The 15673-nt window shown below is 63.3% G+C and carries 15 protein-coding genes; 10 read left to right on the top strand and 5 right to left on the bottom strand.

Translation table 11 applies throughout. The features are described from left to right. The first annotated feature begins 66 nt into the window (after nucleotides 1-66). Nucleotides 67-1026, top strand: a complete 960-nt coding sequence (gene bipL / locus DGA31_RS21485) for a phospholipase BipL (RefSeq protein WP_109513906.1) — start codon at nucleotides 67-69, stop codon at nucleotides 1024-1026. A gap of 246 nt (nucleotides 1027-1272) precedes the next feature. On the opposite strand, the gene DGA31_RS21490 is transcribed toward bipL, so the two are convergent. Then, nucleotides 1273-2025, bottom strand: coding sequence for a DUF2059 domain-containing protein (locus DGA31_RS21490; protein ID WP_109513907.1), 753 nt, complete (start codon nucleotides 2023-2025; stop codon nucleotides 1273-1275). A gap of 129 nt (nucleotides 2026-2154) precedes the next feature. Between DGA31_RS21490 and DGA31_RS21495 the strand changes: the two genes are divergently transcribed. Further along, nucleotides 2155-2790 carry a 2OG-Fe(II) oxygenase gene (locus DGA31_RS21495; protein ID WP_109513908.1) on the top strand — a complete coding sequence of 212 codons (636 nt, stop codon included), beginning with the start codon at nucleotides 2155-2157 and terminating at the stop codon, nucleotides 2788-2790. Here the strand turns inward: DGA31_RS21495 and DGA31_RS21500 are convergent. Continuing rightward, the gene (locus DGA31_RS21500) at nucleotides 2787-3314 is read right to left on the bottom strand and encodes a GNAT family N-acetyltransferase (protein ID WP_109513909.1); all 528 of its coding nucleotides are present in this window, start codon (nucleotides 3312-3314) and stop codon (nucleotides 2787-2789) included. The genes DGA31_RS21495 and DGA31_RS21500 overlap by 4 nt on opposite strands. 372 nt (nucleotides 3315-3686) lie before the next feature. Beyond that, nucleotides 3687-4916, bottom strand: coding sequence for a phosphoglycerate dehydrogenase (serA, locus tag DGA31_RS21505; RefSeq protein WP_056838034.1), 1230 nt, complete (start codon nucleotides 4914-4916; stop codon nucleotides 3687-3689). Nucleotides 4917-5097: 181 nt separating this feature from the next. Here serA and DGA31_RS21510 point away from each other — a divergent pair, with 181 nt between their 5' ends. From DGA31_RS21510 to DGA31_RS21525, 4 genes are all read left to right on the top strand, one after another. Beyond that, nucleotides 5098-6498, top strand: coding sequence for an FAD-binding oxidoreductase (locus tag DGA31_RS21510; protein WP_109513910.1), 1401 nt, complete (start codon nucleotides 5098-5100; stop codon nucleotides 6496-6498). A 31-nt stretch (nucleotides 6499-6529) separates the two neighbouring features. Further along, nucleotides 6530-7195, top strand: a complete 666-nt coding sequence (locus tag DGA31_RS21515; RefSeq protein ID WP_056838030.1) for a fumarylacetoacetate hydrolase family protein — start codon at nucleotides 6530-6532, stop codon at nucleotides 7193-7195. 221 nt (nucleotides 7196-7416) lie between these two features. Continuing rightward, nucleotides 7417-8352, top strand: a complete 936-nt coding sequence (locus DGA31_RS21520) for an SdiA-regulated domain-containing protein (RefSeq protein WP_109513911.1) — start codon at nucleotides 7417-7419, stop codon at nucleotides 8350-8352. A 106-nt stretch (nucleotides 8353-8458) separates the two neighbouring features. Next, entirely contained in the window at nucleotides 8459-9364 is a 906-nt protein-coding gene (locus DGA31_RS21525) for an SdiA-regulated domain-containing protein (protein WP_056838026.1), read from the top strand. Nucleotides 9365-9555: 191 nt separating this feature from the next. On the opposite strand, the gene rpiA is transcribed toward DGA31_RS21525, so the two are convergent. Then, nucleotides 9556-10227: a ribose-5-phosphate isomerase RpiA gene (gene rpiA / locus DGA31_RS21530; RefSeq protein ID WP_056838024.1), complete on the bottom strand. Its 672-nt coding sequence runs from the start codon at nucleotides 10225-10227 to the stop codon at nucleotides 9556-9558. 52 nt (nucleotides 10228-10279) lie between these two features. Here rpiA and ilvA point away from each other — a divergent pair, with 52 nt between their 5' ends. From ilvA to ptsP, 4 genes are all read left to right on the top strand, one after another. Then, nucleotides 10280-11887, top strand: coding sequence for a threonine ammonia-lyase, biosynthetic (gene ilvA / locus DGA31_RS21535; protein ID WP_421957998.1), 1608 nt, complete (start codon nucleotides 10280-10282; stop codon nucleotides 11885-11887). A 35-nt stretch (nucleotides 11888-11922) separates the two neighbouring features. Continuing rightward, a complete protein-coding gene (locus tag DGA31_RS21540) occupies nucleotides 11923-12336 on the top strand; it encodes a DUF2269 family protein (protein WP_056840451.1) in 414 nt (137 codons plus the stop codon). Between the two features lie 160 nt (nucleotides 12337-12496). Continuing rightward, a complete protein-coding gene (locus DGA31_RS21545; protein ID WP_056840452.1) occupies nucleotides 12497-12976 on the top strand; it encodes an RNA pyrophosphohydrolase in 480 nt (159 codons plus the stop codon). A 21-nt stretch (nucleotides 12977-12997) separates the two neighbouring features. Continuing rightward, the gene (ptsP, locus tag DGA31_RS21550; protein ID WP_056840453.1) at nucleotides 12998-15277 is read left to right on the top strand and encodes a phosphoenolpyruvate--protein phosphotransferase; all 2280 of its coding nucleotides are present in this window, start codon (nucleotides 12998-13000) and stop codon (nucleotides 15275-15277) included. Between the two features lie 123 nt (nucleotides 15278-15400). On the opposite strand, the gene DGA31_RS30505 is transcribed toward ptsP, so the two are convergent. Continuing rightward, nucleotides 15401-15535, bottom strand: a complete 135-nt coding sequence (locus DGA31_RS30505) for a hypothetical protein (RefSeq protein WP_277749406.1) — start codon at nucleotides 15533-15535, stop codon at nucleotides 15401-15403. Nucleotides 15536-15673 lie beyond the last annotated feature (138 nt).

The following is a 15673-nucleotide window of genomic DNA, read 5'->3' on the forward strand; positions in this document are numbered from 1 at the left end:
CTTGCCAGCGCCTTGCAGACAGCCGAAGATCGAGGCTGTGTTTTACCTGATCCTTGTGGATGCCCGATGTCCGACACTTTCAACTACGAGCACCTGCGCGCCAGCCTGGTGCCGCTGCACGCCAGCGACGCGCTGTCGCCCGACGGCCAGGCCTACCAGCGCTTCTACAGCCTGGGCACCCTGGGCGGCGAAAACGTCGTGCGCAGCTGGCTGGGGCGCCTGGACGTGGCCGGCTACGAGATCGTCGGCCAGGTCTGGCGGCCCGAGCGACCGGTGGCCACGCTGATTCTGATGCACGGCTTCTATGACCACATGGGCCTGTACCGGCATGTGGTCGAGTGGGCGCTGGCACAGCATTTCGCCGTGATCTCCTGCGACCTGCCGGGGCACGGATTATCCAGCGGCAGCCGCGCCAGCATTGGCGACTTCGCCGAGTACCAGACCGTCTTGCAGCGCCTGTTGGTCGAAGCCGAGGCGCTGGGTCTGCCGCAGCCCTGGCATCTGTGCGGGCAGAGCACCGGCGGGGCGATCGTGGTCGACCATGTGCTGCATCGCGGCGCCGACAGCCCGGCCCAGGGCCAGGTGATCCTGCTGTCACCGCTGGTGCGTCCGCGTGCCTGGGGTTGGTCCAAGGCCAGCTATTACCTGCTGCGCCCGTTTGTCAGCGGCATCAACCGGCGCTTTACCGAAAACTCCAACGCACCGGCCTTCCTGCCTTTTCTGCTGGCCGACCCGCTGCAACCCAAGCGCCTGCCCACCGCCTGGGTCGGTGCCTTGGCGCGCTGGATCGTGCACATCGAAAACGCCCCGCGCAGCCCGCGCACGCCGTTGATCGTACAGGGCGAGGCGGACATGACCGTCGACTGGAGCCACAACCTGGGCGTGCTCAACGAAAAGTTCAGCCAGCCGCAGATCCTGATGCTGCGCGAGGCCCGGCACCACCTGGCCAATGAAGTGCCGGAACTGCGCGCACGGTATTTCGAGTTCCTGCACGGACGTATACAGAATCCGAAGCTGCGCTTGTAGGAGCGCGCTTGCCCGCGACCGGCTGCGTTAGCAGTCGTAAAATTGTGGCGTTTCGTAGATTTCGAATGTGTTCACAACTGTAAAATTGTGGCGTTTCGTAGATTTTGCGAGCGCTGCGCACTCGGTCGCGGGCAGAGCGCGCTCCTACAAGCGGCGAATGTAATATCCAATAAATGAGTGGGTTTTTTTGATAAGCGCGCGGCGGCCGCCAGGCCGTCCGGTGTTTGCCAGGTGTCAGCGCCGTGGTTACTGCACCAGGCTCGAATTGCTCTGGCCGACCGCCAGGCCGGCGCGGATTGCGGCCAGGGCGGCCTGGTAGTAGGCACGGCCTTCGGCGGACTCGGCGAAGCTGGCGAATTCTTCCAGCTCCGGGTTCGACAGGTCGCGGTACACGTACAGCAAGGTGTTATGCAGGTCGGCTTCGATCTGGGTCATCAGCCGCTCGCGCTGGCCTTCGAGCATGCCCTGGGCCTGGCCGCCGCCGAGCAGACCGGGAATCATCTGGCTCAGGCTGTCGGCGGCCACACCCGCCAGCGCCAGGCTGACTTCGGCACCGGCCTGCTTGGCCGGCAGCGCCTGAGCCAGGTGGCCGATCAGCAACTGGCGGGTGGCATCGGCCTCGACCACCGGCAAGCCCTGGGTGTGCCTGGCCAACTGGTCGGCACGCGTGGCGGTCAGCTCGGCCTCGACGATCTTGCGGCCCAGCGGCGACTGGAAAAATTGCAGCGCCGGGGCCGGGTCCTTGAGGCTTTCGCGCAGGCGCTGTTCGGCGCGCTGGTCGACCGCCTGCGGGGCAAAACGCTGGTTGCTGTTATTGACCAGGGCCTGGAACACCGCCGGTGGCAGGTTGGCGCTATAGCGCTGCTGCGCCGCCTTGAGGGCGTCGTTGAAGTGCGCCCGTTGCTGTTGCCAGCCGGCGGCCTTGTATAACTGGTCGAAGCCATCTGCCCAGGCAGGCAGCGCGCACAACATCAACAGCACAACACACAAACGACGCATTCGGGACTCCTGTCGGCAGAGTGCTATTGTCCGGGTGTTGGCGGGGCTTTGTCGAGGCGTGACTGCCTTGAACAATAAAGCAGTCATCCACACAGGCGCCGCTGTCGGTCCGTCAGGCTTGTGGATACTATGCACGCCATGCAAATGACCCCTGATCACCCCGTATTGCTGCGCATCGTTGATGACCTGGTCGCCCAGGGCTGGTCGCAGCAGAGCGTCTTCGTGCCCGATGCGCTGACCGGCGCCCTGGCGGCCGAGTGCCGCAGGCGCGCGGCTGCCGGTGAGCTGGAGCCGGCCGCCGTCGGTCGGGGCCCGGCCCAGGAAGTGCGCGAAAAGGTCCGTGGCGACCGCATCCAGTGGCTGGAACCGGGTCAGGTCGAGGTCTGCGACCAGTACCTGTCGATCATGGACAGCCTGCGTATGGCGCTCAATCGCGGGCTGTTCCTGGGGCTGGAAGATTTCGAAAGCCATTTTGCCCAGTACCCGCCGGGGGCGTTCTACCGTCGCCACCTGGACCGCTTTCGCGATGACGACCGGCGCATGGTCTCGGCCGTGCTGTACCTCAACCCCGACTGGCAGGCCGGGCAGGGTGGGCAGTTGCGCATGTACCTGGGCAATGACCAGCCCCATGACGTAGACCCGGTCGGCGGTTGCCTGGTGGTGTTTCTCTCCGGCGAAGTCCCCCATGAGGTGCTGCCTGCGTGCCGCGACCGCCTGTCCCTGACCGGCTGGTTCCGGCGCCGGGGCGATGATCCGTTTCCTTAGCGTGTGCTGCCTGCCTGCGTTTTGTAGGCAAAGACATGAAACAGCGCGTCATTGAAATGAAACTGCGCCACTGCGCGCATGCCCATCTTGCGATGCGCCTGCAGAGACGCCGGGTTGTCGTCGCGGATGAACAACACGCCCTGGCGATCAGGTGCGTATTGCAACAGAGCTTCGAACAGCCGTTGTGCCAGTCCTTGACCACGCTGGCGGGCACTGACGCAGATCGGGCCATAGATATAGGCGTCCGGCTCCATGGCCGGGAAGGCCTCAAGGGTTTTTTCCACCACCATGACCGGGTGTCGGCGGTTGACCACCTGTGAGGTCGTCAGCAAGAAACCGACCACTTCGTCGCCCTGCATCGCCACGACCTGTGGCATGTCTTCGAGCATTTCGGCGATGCGTGCCGCTGGCAGCTCGCCGGACAGGCTGCCGCCACGCGCCTGCTGGTTGGCTTTTTGCAGTTCGACGATGCCTGCAATATCGGCAGGCTCGGCTTTGCGGATAATCAAACGGGCGCTGTTCATGGGCTTTGCTGTCATCTCGGTTCGGCTGCGAATACGCATTATACGCCCCGGCCATAACCGGTCTTTCAGGCAAAAAAAGGAGACCCGAAGGTTAATACCGATCAGTCAAGGGCGACGCGGTATGGGGGGAGGGGGCTTTGCTCCGGGCGGCGATCCGGCGATCGAGTGCGAAGCGCTCGCAGAAATCTGTGAAACGCCACAATTTACGACTGCTGCGCAGCCGGTCGCGGTGGTCCGGCATTCCGGCATTCCGGCAAGCGCGCTACACCGGTCCCATGTTTGCTGCGCGATACAGGGCGACTTCCCACAGTGGACCGTGCCGCCCACAAAAAAGGAGACCCGAAGGTCTCCTTTTCATTGCAGCCGCGAGGCTTAGAACAGCACGCGGCTACGGATGGTGCCTTTGACCTGTTGCAGTTTTTCCTGCGCCAGGTCCGAGTACTCGGCGTCGACGTCGATCACCACGTAGCCAACCTTCTCGTTGGTCTGCAGGAACTGACCGGAGATGTTGATGCCGTTTTCGGCGAAGACCTTGTTGATCTCGCTGAGCACGCCAGGGATGTTTTCGTGGATGTGCAGCAGGCGGTGCTTGCCCGGGTGGGCCGGCAGGGCCACTTCAGGGAAGTTGACCGACGACACGGAGGTACCGTTGTCGCTGTACTTGACCAGCTTCTCGGCCACTTCCAGGCCGATGTTGGCCTGGGCCTCGGCGGTGGAGCCACCGATGTGCGGGGTCAGGATCACGTTGTCCAGGCCGCGCAGCGGGCTTTCGAAGATGTCGTCGTTCGAGCGCGGCTCGACCGGGAACACGTCGATGGCCGCGCCGATCAGGTGCTTGTCCTTGATGGCCTCGGCCAGGGCATCCAGCTCGACCACGGTGCCGCGGGCGGCGTTGATCAGGATGCCGCCCTTCTTGATGGCGCGGATTTCCTTCTCGCCGATCATCCACTGGGTGGCAGCGGTTTCCGGCACGTGCAGGGTGACGATGTCGGACATGCCCAGCAGTTCGTTCAGGTTGTTGACCTGAGTGGCGTTGCCCAGCGGCAGCTTGGTCACGGTGTCGTAGAAGTACACCTGCATGCCCAGGCCTTCGGCCAGGACCGACAGCTGCGTGCCGATCGAGCCGTAGCCGATGATGCCCAGCTTCTTGCCACGGATCTCAAAGGAGTTGGCCGCGCTCTTGATCCAGCCACCACGGTGGCACGAGGCGTTCTTCTCGGGGATGCCGCGCAGCAGCAGGATGGCTTCGGCCAGCACCAGTTCGGCCACCGAACGGGTGTTGGAGTACGGGGCGTTGAACACGGCGATACCGCGCTCGCGGGCGGCGTCCAGGTCAACCTGGTTGGTGCCGATGCAGAAGCAGCCCACCGCGACCAGTTTTTTCGCGCAATCGAAAAGTTCTTCGGTCAGTTGGGTGCGCGAGCGGATGCCGATGAAATGGGCATCGGCGATCTTTTCCTTGAGCTCGGCTTCCGGCAGTGACTTGGTGTGGTACTCGATGCTGGTGTAACCAGCGGCCTTGAGTACGTCGACTGCGGACTGGTGGACACCTTCGAGAAGAAGGAACTTGATCTTGCTCTTGTCGAGGGAAGTCTTGCTCATCTGCGTAAACCTGTATCCCGGAAAAATGGCATGGGGGCATCATTGACCATGGATGGACCCGCTGTGGGCGCGTCGCATAATGGCAACTGGGCGTCGTATGCTAGCATAAGCACCCCGCGAAACCCCATTTCACAACGTGAATGGTTCTCAGGATTGCCATGAAATCTGCGAGAGTTCAGTGATGACCCAGCGTGCCCTTATCGATGAACTGGCAGCGCTTGTCGCGCCCGCCAGAGTGCTGACCGACGCCCCCTCGCTTGAAACCTACGGCAAGGACTGGACCAGGCAGTTTATTCCTGCGCCACTGGCCGTCGTGCTGCCCCGCACCGTCGAACACGTCCAGGCCATCGTGCGCTGGGCCAATGAACACCGTGTGGCGCTGGTGCCGTCGGGCGGGCGCACCGGGTTGTCGGCAGCGGCGGTGGCGGCCAATGGCGAGCTGGTGGTGTCATTCGAGGCCATGAACCAGGTGCTGGACGTCAACCTGACCGACCGCACCGTGGTCTGCCAGCCGGGGGTGATCACCCGCCAGTTGCAGGACCTGGCGGCCGAGCACGGGTTGTATTACCCGGTGGACTTCGCCTCGTCCGGTTCCAGTCAGATAGGCGGCAATATCGGCACCAATGCCGGCGGGATCAAGGTCATTCGCTATGGCATGACCCGCAACTGGGTGGCGGGCCTGAAAGTGGTGACCGGCAAGGGCGACCTGCTGGAGTTGAACAAGGACCTGCTCAAGAACGCCACCGGCTACGACCTGCGCCAGCTGTTCATCGGCGCCGAAGGCACGCTGGGCTTTGTGGTCGAGGCCACGATGCGCCTGGACCGGGCACCGAAGAACCTGACCGCGATGGTGCTGGGCGCGGCCGACGTGGCCTCGATCATGCCGGTGTTGCATGCCTTCCACGGCAAGCTGGACCTGACCGCCTTCGAATTCTTTTCCCATGCCTCGATGGCCAAGGTGCTGGCTCGCGGCGATGTGCCGGCGCCCTTCGCCACGCCGTGCCCGTTCTATGCGCTGCTGGAGTTCGAAGCGGTCAATGAAGCGCTTGCCGACCAGGCGTTGGCCCTCTTCGAGCACTGTGTCGAGCAGGGCTGGGTGCTTGACGGGGTGATGAGCCAGAGCGAGCAACAGCTGCGCAACCTGTGGAAGCTGCGCGAGTACATCTCCGAAACCATCTCGCACTACACCCCGTACAAAAACGATATTTCCGTGACCGTCGCCAAAGTGCCGGCCTTCCTGGCTGAAATCGATGCCATCGTGGCTGCGCACTACCCTGATTTCGAGGTGCTGTGGTACGGCCATATCGGCGACGGCAACCTGCACCTGAACATCCTCAAGCCCCGGCACATGGACAACGCGGTGTTCTTCGAGACCTGCGCGAAGGTCAATACCTGGGTGTTCGAGATCGTGCAGAAGTACAACGGCTCGATCTCCGCCGAGCACGGCGTGGGGATGACCAAGCGCGATTATCTGGCGTACAGTCGTTCGCCGGCCGAAATCGAGTACATGAAAGCCATCAAGGCCGTGTTTGACCCCAATGGCATCATGAACCCCGGCAAAATCTTCGCCCCTCAAGGGTGAATGCCTGCCCCCTCAGACCTCAGGAGCCCCCATGAGCTACCAGCATAAATATGTCGACGGAACGAATATCCACTTTCCCCTGGGCAAAGTGGTCTGCATCGGCCGCAACTACGCCGAACACGCCAAGGAACTGGGCAACCCGGTGCCGACCGAGCCGCTGCTGTTCATGAAACCGGGCAGTTGCGTGGTGCCGCTGGAAGACAGCTTCAGCATCCCTGCCGACCGTGGCAGCGTGCACTATGAAGCCGAGATCGTGGTGCTGCTGGGCAAGTCGCTGAGCAAGAACCCGTCGGTCGAAGAAGTGCTGGACGCCATCAGCGGCTTTGCCCCCGGCCTGGACCTGACCCTGCGCGACGTGCAGACCCGCCTGCGCGAGAAAGGCCTGCCGTGGGAACTGGCCAAGTGCTTCGACGGGGCTGCGGTGATCGCGCCGTTCGTCTCGGCTGACACCTTCCCGGACCTGACCGACATCGGCATTCGCCTGACCATCAACGACAAGATCGTGCAGGACGGCAACAGCAGCCTGATGCTCAACCCGATCGTGCCGATGTTGCAGCACATGGCCGCCAATTTCTCGCTGCAGGCCGGCGACATCATCATGACCGGCACGCCGGCCGGTGTCGGTCCGTTCGAAGCCGGCGACCGCATCGCTCTGGAACTGGTGGGGCAGGCGCGTTACGAAAGTACCGTGCGCTAGGGGCTGTTGCCGTTTCAGCACGGCCGTGATGAAACGGCAACAGACCCTAAACCTCCCCTGTTCTACAAGAACCGCCCCACTGACCATCGGGCGGTTTTTTGCGTCTGGGGGGAACTATTTCTGGTCACTGCATTTTTTTCACAATCGATCCGGATACTCTTGGCCTGCCCCATGGATCGGGGCACCGACTTGACTCGTCCTTCCCGATCAGGAGCGTGCACATGGCCATCCCTTCATCTTCCTCTTCCTTGCCGGCTTCGCCTGCGCTGACACGCCGCTGGGGCATGCACTGGTACGCCTGGCTGGCCTTGGTGCTGGCGGGTGGCTATGGCCTGGCGTTTGCGATGCATTGGGATGACCGTGCGCGGCTGTTCATCCAGGAGACCCTGGAAAGCAAGGCCGACCGCAAGGCCAGTGTCTGGCTGCCCGACTACAAGGTCACCATCGATGCCAAGGTGTTGCCGGGCATGGCCGGCGACGAGGCCAGCGACCTGGCCTACAACCCGCAGACCCGTACCCTGTTCGCGGTGATGGGCAAGAATCCGTTTCTGGTCGAGCTGAGCCTGACGGGCGATGTGCTGCGCAAGATCGCGCTCAATGGCTGGAGCAATCCCGAGGGCGTGGCGGTGATGGAAAATGGCCTGGTGGCCATTACCGATGAGCGCCAGCATAACCTGAGCATCATCAAGGTCGACGCCAACACCACGGAGCTGAACATGGCCGATGCGCGCCAGTATGATCTGGGCACCTCGGAGAAAAAGAACAAGGGCTTCGAAGGCATAGCCTGGGACCCGGCACGCCAACAATTGTTGCTGGGCGAAGAGCGCCCTGCCAAGCTGTCGGCCTGGAGCGGTGACGGCAGCGAGCACCTCAAGGGCGACAGAAGGGCGCTCGACAGTGGCGCGCTGGACATGCGCAACCTGTCGGCGCTGGCGATCGATCCACGTACCGGCCATACCCTGGCGCTGTCGGCCGATTCTCACCTGCTGCTGGAGATGGACGAGAAGGGCCAGCAGGTCAGCTTCATGACCTTGCTCGGTGGTGTGAACGGGCTGAAAAGCACCATCCCGCGTGCCGAAGGCGTAACCGTGGATGAAAAGGGCACGCTGTACATGGTCAGCGAGCCGGACCTGTTTTACGTCTTTGAAAAGAAATAGAAATCATCTGGTGCGGTTGATTTGATGGCATAAGGCTATTGTTAAGCCTGGCTTCAGATTGGCGTGCTATTAATGCTGCCCCCCCTTCCTGTGTCGAGCTGCTGGAATGCGTCGCTTTATTCGTCTGCAACTGTTGGTCCTGGTGCTGCTGCTGTCGATTGCCCTGCTGTTTTTCGCCAATCGCGAGTTTCGTCTGATCGAGCGTGCCGCGTTCAACTGGACAATGTTCTGGCAATCGCAATCGGCGTCTGTCATGGGCCTGGACGAGTACCGGGTGACGATCGAAGGGCAAGTGATCGACGGGCTTGACGACGATGTGTCGGCCCTGAGCTACGACCCGGACCGCAAGAGCCTGTTCACCGTCACCAACCAGAACAGCGAAATGGTCGAGCTGAGCCTGGACGGTCGCATCCTGCGCCGTATCGCGCTGGTCGGCTTTGGCGACGCGGAAGCGGTGGAATACATCAGCCCCGGCGTCTATGTGATCAGCGACGAACGCCGCCAGCGCCTGATCCAGGTGCATGTCGATGACAACACCCAAAGCCTGGACGCCGAACACGCCGAACAGTTGACCCTCAACTTCGATGCCGGCAACAACAAGGGCTTCGAGGGCCTGGCCTACGACACCAAGGGCAAGCGCCTGTTCGTGGCCAAGGAGCGCGACCCGGTGCAGATCATCGAGGTGCATGGCTTTCCAAAGCTCAACAGCGCCACACCCAATGCCCTGGAAGTGATCTCCAACCGCAAGCGCGATGCCGGCATCTTCGTGCGTGATCTTTCCAGCCTGCAATTTGACGAACGCAGCGGCCATTTACTGGCACTGTCCGACGAGTCCCGGCAGATTCTGGAGCTGGACACCGAAGGCCGCCCGGTGGGCAGCGCTTCGCTGAAAAAGGGCGACATGGGCCTGAGCAAGACCGTGCCCCAAGCCGAAGGCATCGCCATGGACGACGACGGCGTGCTGTACCTGGTGAGCGAACCGAACCTGTTTTATGTGTTCAAGAAGCCTTGATACACCTTGTCAGGTGTAAGTGCTGATGAACACCTGGCACGTTTGCCTTGAACAGGCAGAGCATTTTTGCTGATGGTGTGGCCACTGAGCCGATCCAGGAGCGGCTTCAGCCGCGAATGGCTGAAGCGAAATCCTGTGGCTTTGCCATTCCCGGCTAAAGCCGGTCCTGCACGGGCCAGTTCAGGCGGTGTTCAGCGGGTCAGCGTTTTCACCCCTTCGGCGGTGCCCAGCAGCAGCAGGTCGGCCGGGCGGGCGGCGAACAGGCCGTTGGTGACCACGCCGACGATGGCATTGATCTGGCTTTCCAGTTGCACCGGGTCGGTGATGCTCAGGTTGTGCACGTCCAGAATGATATTGCCGTTGTCGGTCAGCACGCCTTCGCGATAGACCGGGTCGCCGCCCAGTTTCACCAGTTGCCGGGCCACGTGGCTGCGGGCCATGGGGATGACTTCGACTGGCAGCGGGAAGGCGCCCAGTACCGGCACCAGCTTGCTGCCGTCGGCGATGCAGATGAAGGTCCTGGCCACGGCGGCGACGATCTTCTCGCGGGTCAGGGCGGCGCCGCCGCCCTTGATCAGGTTCAGGTGCTCGTCGCTTTCGTCGGCGCCGTCGACGTAGAACTCAAGGTCGCTGACCGTGTTGAGCTCATACACCGCAATGCCATGGCCCTTGAGGCGTGCGGCGGTGGCTTCGGAGCTGGCGACTGCGCCGTCGAAGGCACCCTTGTGCGCGGCCAGCGCATCGATGAAGCAGTTGGCGGTAGAGCCGGTGCCGACGCCAACGATGCTCTTGTCGTCGAGCTTGGGAAGGATGAAGTCGACAGCGGCCTGGGCGACGGCCTGTTTGAGTTGATCCTGAGTCATGCGGGCTCCACGGTGCCAAGGGTATGCGAAAGGGCTGCCATTATAGCGGCCACTGGCGTCTAAAGGCGGGTCATTCGTATGGTCGTGCCTCGGGGCACGGGTTAGACTTTCGGCCCTTGCTCCTTCCGCCAGTGATGTCGCCACGATGCTTGAACAGTACGTCAAGAAGATCCTCACCTCGCGCGTCTACGACGTCGCCATCGAAACCCCGCTGCACGGTGCCCGGCAACTGTCCGAGCGCCTGGGCAACCAGGTGCTGCTCAAGCGCGAAGACCTGCAGCCGGTGTTTTCCTTCAAGATCCGTGGCGCCTACAACAAGCTGGCGCAGCTGAGCCCCGCGCAATTGGCCTGTGGCGTGGTCACCGCCTCCGCCGGCAACCATGCCCAGGGCCTGGCCCTGGCCGCCCGCGAGCTGGGCATCAAGGCCGTTATCGTGATGCCCAAGACCACCCCGGAAATCAAGGTCGAGGGCGTGCGCTCGCGCGGCGCGCAGGTGGTGCTGCATGGCGACTCGTTTCCCGAGGCGCTGGCGCATTCGCTGAAACTGGTCGACGAACAGGGCCTGGTCTACATCCACCCCTACGACGACCCCGACACCATCGCCGGCCAGGGCACGGTGGCCATGGAAATCCTGCGCCAGCACCCCGGCCCGCTGGACGCCATCTTCGTGCCGGTCGGCGGCGGCGGGCTGATCGCCGGCATCGCCGCCTATGTGAAGTACCTGCGCCCGGAGATCAAGGTCATCGGCGTCGAGCCGGACGACTCCAACTGCCTGCAGGCCGCGATGGCCGCCGGCGAGCGCGTGGTGCTCAGCCAGGTCGGGCTGTTCGCCGATGGCGTGGCGGTGGCGCAGATCGGCCAGCACACCTTCGAGGTCTGCCGCCATTACGTCGACGAGGTCATCACCGTCAGCAGCGACGAAATCTGCGCCGCCATCAAGGACATCTACGACGACACCCGCTCGATCACCGAACCGGCCGGCGCCCTGGGCGTGGCCGGCATCAAGAAATACGTCGAGCAGCGCGGTGTCCAGGGCCAGACCCTGGTGGCCATCGACTCGGGCGCCAACGTCAACTTCGACCGCCTGCGCCATGTCGCCGAGCGCGCCGAACTGGGCGAAGGCCGCGAGGCCATCATCGCGGTGACCATCCCCGAGCGCCCGGGCAGCTTCAAGGCCTTCTGCGAGGCGGTCGGCAAGCGCCAGATCACCGAATTCAACTACCGCTACCACACCGACCGCGAGGCGCACATCTTCGTCGGCGTGCAGACCCACCCGGACCGCGACCCGCGCCACGCGCTGATCGACAGCCTGACTGCGCAGGGCTTTCCGGTGGTCGACCTGACCGACAACGAACTGGCCAAGCTGCACATCCGCCACATGGTGGGCGGGCATTCGGAGCGGGTCAGCGACGAGCTGGTGCTGCGCTTCGAGTTCCCGGAGCGGCCGGGGGCGCTGTTCAACTTCCTCAACAAGCTGGGCGGGCGCTGGACCATCTCGATGTTCCACTACCGCAACCACGGCGCGGCCGACGGGCGGGTGGTGGCCGGGCTGGTGGTGCCCGAAGAAGAGCGACACCTGGTCGGCCAGGCGCTGGAGCAGATCGGCTACCGGTACTGGGACGAGACACACAATCCGGCGTATCGTCTGTTTCTGGGTTGAATCCGTCTGGGTCGAGTCTATAAGGAGGCCGCACCATGAACCTTGTCATTGCCCTCAAGACCTTGCATATCACCGCGCTGGTGGCCTTGTTGCTGGCCGGCCTCGGCCTGGCGGGCGGGTGGGTCAAGCGCCAGCGTGCGGGCACCGCGCCAGCCCCGGGCGGGCGGGTCCGGCGTCCACAGGTGTGGGCATGGGTGGCCATGGCCGTGTGCCTGGCGATCCTGCCGTTCAGCGGCGGGCGGCTGGTGCATGAACTGGGCCTGTCGCTGGGGCAGACCTGGATTCTGTCGAGCAGTGTGCTGTACACCGTGGGGCTGTTTGCCTGGGCCTGGCTGCTGATGCGGCTGTTCGCCCCGGCGGGCCCGGTGCGGTTCAGCCAGGTGCTGGCGGGCGTGGCCGGGCTGTGCTTTATCGCCCTGGCGGTCTTGCTGGTGGTCCGGCCGGGATGACATCAGCCGTCGGGCATCAGCAGTTACCCACTGAAAAGACTGGAAAAGCGTCCGGGACCATGAGGTTTTCACAAGACTTCATATAAGGTGTCAAGCCTCGTTGCTGCCTTGAGCGGCTTTGTGGAACAATGCGCCAACATGCGTTTGCGAGGTTGTTGCCGTGATCGACCCCGATGGTTTCCGTCCTAATGTCGGGATTATTCTGACAAACGATTCTGGTCAGGTCCTATGGGCTCGGCGTATCAACCAAGACGCCTGGCAGTTTCCACAAGGGGGTATCAACCCTCAGGAGACGCCGGAAGACGCGTTGTACCGCGAATTGAATGAAGAAGTCGGTCTTGAGCGCCAGGATGTGCAGATTCTTGCCTGTACCCGGGGCTGGTTGCGTTATCGTCTGCCACAGCGGCTGGTGCGCACGCACAGCCAGCCTTTGTGCATCGGCCAAAAGCAGAAATGGTTTCTTCTGCGCCTGATCTCTAACGAGCAACGGGTGCGGATGGATTTGACCGGCAAACCGGAGTTCGATGGCTGGCGATGGGTCAGTTATTGGTATCCGTTGGGTCAGGTAGTGACATTCAAGCGCGAGGTCTATCGGCGCGCCCTCAAAGAGCTTGCTCCGCGCCTGATGGCGCGTGACTGACACGGAGTTCGACCCCGAGCCATGCTCAATACGCTGCGCAAGATCGTCCAGGAAGTTAACTCCGCCAAGGATCTCAAGGCGGCGTTGGGCATTATTGTGCTGCGTGTAAAGGAGGCCATGGGCAGCCAGGTCTGCTCGGTCTATCTGCTGGACCCCGAGACCAACCGCTTTGTGCTGATGGCCTCCGAAGGCCTGAACAAGCGTTCCATCGGCAAGGTCAGCATGGCCCCCAACGAGGGCCTGGTCGGCCTGGTCGGCACCCGCGAAGAACCGCTGAACCTCGAAGACGCCGCCACCCACCCGCGCTATCGCTATTTCGCCGAAACCGGCGAGGAGCGTTACGCCTCGTTCCTCGGGACGCCGATCATCCACCACCGCCGCGTGGTGGGCGTACTGGTCATCCAGCAGAAAGAGCGCCGCCAGTTCGACGAGGGCGAAGAAGCCTTCCTGGTGACCATGAGCGCCCAGCTGGCGGGGGTTATTGCCCACGCTGAAGCCACCGGTTCCATCCGTGGCCTGGGTCGTCAGGGCAAGGGCATCCAGGAAGCCAAGTTCGTCGGTGTGGCCGGCTCGCCCGGCGCCGCCGTGGGCGTGGCGGTGGTCATGCTGCCGCCGGCCGACCTTGAAGTGGTGCCGGACAAGACCGTCACCGACATCGACGCCGAGCTGGCGCTGTTCCAGAACGCGCTCGAAGGCGTGCGCAACGACATGCGCAACCTGTCCAAGAAGCTGGCCACCCAGCTGCGGCCCGAAGAGCGCGCACTGTTCGACGTCTACCTGATGATGCTCGACGATGCGGCGCTGGGCAGCGAGGTTACCAACGTCATCAAGACCGGCCAGTGGGCCCAGGGCGCCCTGCGCTCGGTGGTCACCGAGCACGTCAACCGCTTCGAGCTGATGGACGACGCCTACCTGCGCGAGCGCGCCTCCGACGTCAAGGACCTGGGCCGGCGCCTGCTGGCCTACCTGCAAGAGGCGCGGCAGCAGACCCTGGTGTACCCCGACAACACGATTCTGGTCAGTGAGGAACTGTCGCCGGCCATGCTCGGCGAAGTCCCCGAAGGCAAGCTGGTCGGCCTGGTCTCGGTGATGGGCTCGGGCAACTCGCACGTCGCCATCCTGGCCCGGGCCATGGGCATTCCCACGGTCATGGGCCTGGTCGATTTCCCGTATTCGAAGGTCGATGGCATCGAGCTGATCGTCGATGGCCATCACGGCGAGGTCTACACCAACCCCAGCGAGATCCTGCGCAAGCAGTTTGGCGTGGTGGTCGAAGAAGAACGCCAGCTGTCCCAGGACCTTGACGCCCTGCGCGAGCTGCCCTGCGTGACCCTGGATGGCCATCGCATGCCGATGTGGGTCAACACCGGCCTGCTGGCCGACGTTGCCCGCGCCCAGCAGCGCGGCGCCGAGGGTGTAGGGCTGTACCGCACCGAAGTGCCGTTCATGATCAACCAGCGTTTCCCCAGCGAAAAGGAACAGCTGGCCATCTACCGCGAACAACTGTCGGCCTTCCATCCGCTGCCGGTGACCATGCGCAGCCTGGACATTGGCGGCGACAAGTCGCTGTCGTACTTCCCGATCAAGGAAGAAAACCCGTTCCTGGGCTGGCGCGGTATTCGCGTGACCCTCGACCACCCGGAAATCTTCCTGGTGCAGACCCGCGCCATGCTCAAGGCCAGTGAGGGCCTGAACAACCTGCGCATTCTGCTTCCGATGATCTCCAGCACCCATGAGGTCGAAGAGGCCCTGCACCTGATCCACCGGGCCTGGGGCGAGGTGCGCGACGAAGGCGCCGATGTGCCGATGCCGCCGGTCGGGGTCATGATCGAAGTCCCGGCGGCGGTCTACCAGGCCCGCGACCTGGCCCGCCAGGTGGACTTCCTTTCGGTGGGCTCCAACGACCTTACCCAATACCTGCTGGCCGTGGACCGTAACAACCCACGGGTGGCCGACCTCTACGACTACCTGCACCCGGCGGTGCTGCAAGCCCTGCAAAGCGTGGTGCATGACGCCCATGCCGAAGGCAAGCCGGTCAGCATCTGCGGCGAAATGGCCGGCGATCCGGCGGCGGCCGTGCTGCTGATGGCAATGGGCTTTGACAGCCTGTCGATGAACGCCACCAACCTGCCGAAAGTGAAGTGGATGCTGCGCCAGGTCAAGTTGAGCATGGCCAAGGACCTGCTGGCCCAGTTGATGACCAACGACAACCCGCAAGTCATCAGCAGCTCGCTGCAACTGGCCCTGCGCAACCTGGGACTGGCGCGGATGCTCAACCCGGGGTCCGTGAAAGGGCACTGACACGCCCTTGTGGGGCTCGGTAGGAGCGCGCTTGCCCGCGACCGGCTGCGTCAGCAGTCGTAAAATTGTGGCGTTTCCGAGATTTTGCGAGCGCTACGCACTCGGTCGCGGGCAAGCGCGCTCCTACCCGATACGTATATTCAGCGCGACCTCGCCCGATTGCACCCCCTGCACCCCGAAGCTGCGTTCGACCAGGCGCTGGCGTCCGTCGGCCTCGACGATCAGGACGGTGCTGGCCCGTGTGCCGTAATTGCTCAACCCGGGGTCCGTGAAAGGGCACTGACACGCCCTTGTAGGGCTCGGTAGGAGCGCGCTTGCCCGCGACCGAGTGCGCAGCGCTCGCAGAAATTGTGTAGACGCTGAAAATTTACGACTGCTAACGCACTCGGTCGCGGG

Origin of the sequence: Pseudomonas ovata (genome assembly GCF_003131185.1) — a bacterium.
Lineage (GTDB): Bacteria > Pseudomonadota > Gammaproteobacteria > Pseudomonadales > Pseudomonadaceae > Aquipseudomonas > Aquipseudomonas ovata.

Bases quoted from the DNA above. Each gene is read 5' to 3' on its own strand.
- DGA31_RS21520 (WP_109513911.1), top strand. From the start codon at position 7,417: ATGGCCATCCCTTCATCTTCCTCTTCCTTGCCGGCTTCGCCTGCGCTG.
- DGA31_RS21490 (WP_109513907.1), bottom strand. From the start codon at position 2,025: ATGCGTCGTTTGTGTGTTGTGCTGTTGATGTTGTGCGCGCTGCCTGCC.
- DGA31_RS21510 (WP_109513910.1), top strand. From the start codon at position 5,098: ATGACCCAGCGTGCCCTTATCGATGAACTGGCAGCGCTTGTCGCGCCC.
- ptsP (WP_056840453.1), top strand. From the start codon at position 12,998: ATGCTCAATACGCTGCGCAAGATCGTCCAGGAAGTTAACTCCGCCAAG.
- DGA31_RS21525 (WP_056838026.1), top strand. From the start codon at position 8,459: ATGCGTCGCTTTATTCGTCTGCAACTGTTGGTCCTGGTGCTGCTGCTG.
- serA (WP_056838034.1), bottom strand. From the start codon at position 4,916: ATGAGCAAGACTTCCCTCGACAAGAGCAAGATCAAGTTCCTTCTTCTC.
- rpiA (WP_056838024.1), bottom strand. From the start codon at position 10,227: ATGACTCAGGATCAACTCAAACAGGCCGTCGCCCAGGCCGCTGTCGAC.
- DGA31_RS21515 (WP_056838030.1), top strand. From the start codon at position 6,530: ATGAGCTACCAGCATAAATATGTCGACGGAACGAATATCCACTTTCCC.
- DGA31_RS21495 (WP_109513908.1), top strand. From the start codon at position 2,155: ATGCACGCCATGCAAATGACCCCTGATCACCCCGTATTGCTGCGCATC.
- bipL (WP_109513906.1), top strand. From the start codon at position 67: ATGTCCGACACTTTCAACTACGAGCACCTGCGCGCCAGCCTGGTGCCG.
- DGA31_RS21500 (WP_109513909.1), bottom strand. From the start codon at position 3,314: ATGAACAGCGCCCGTTTGATTATCCGCAAAGCCGAGCCTGCCGATATT.
- DGA31_RS21540 (WP_056840451.1), top strand. From the start codon at position 11,923: ATGAACCTTGTCATTGCCCTCAAGACCTTGCATATCACCGCGCTGGTG.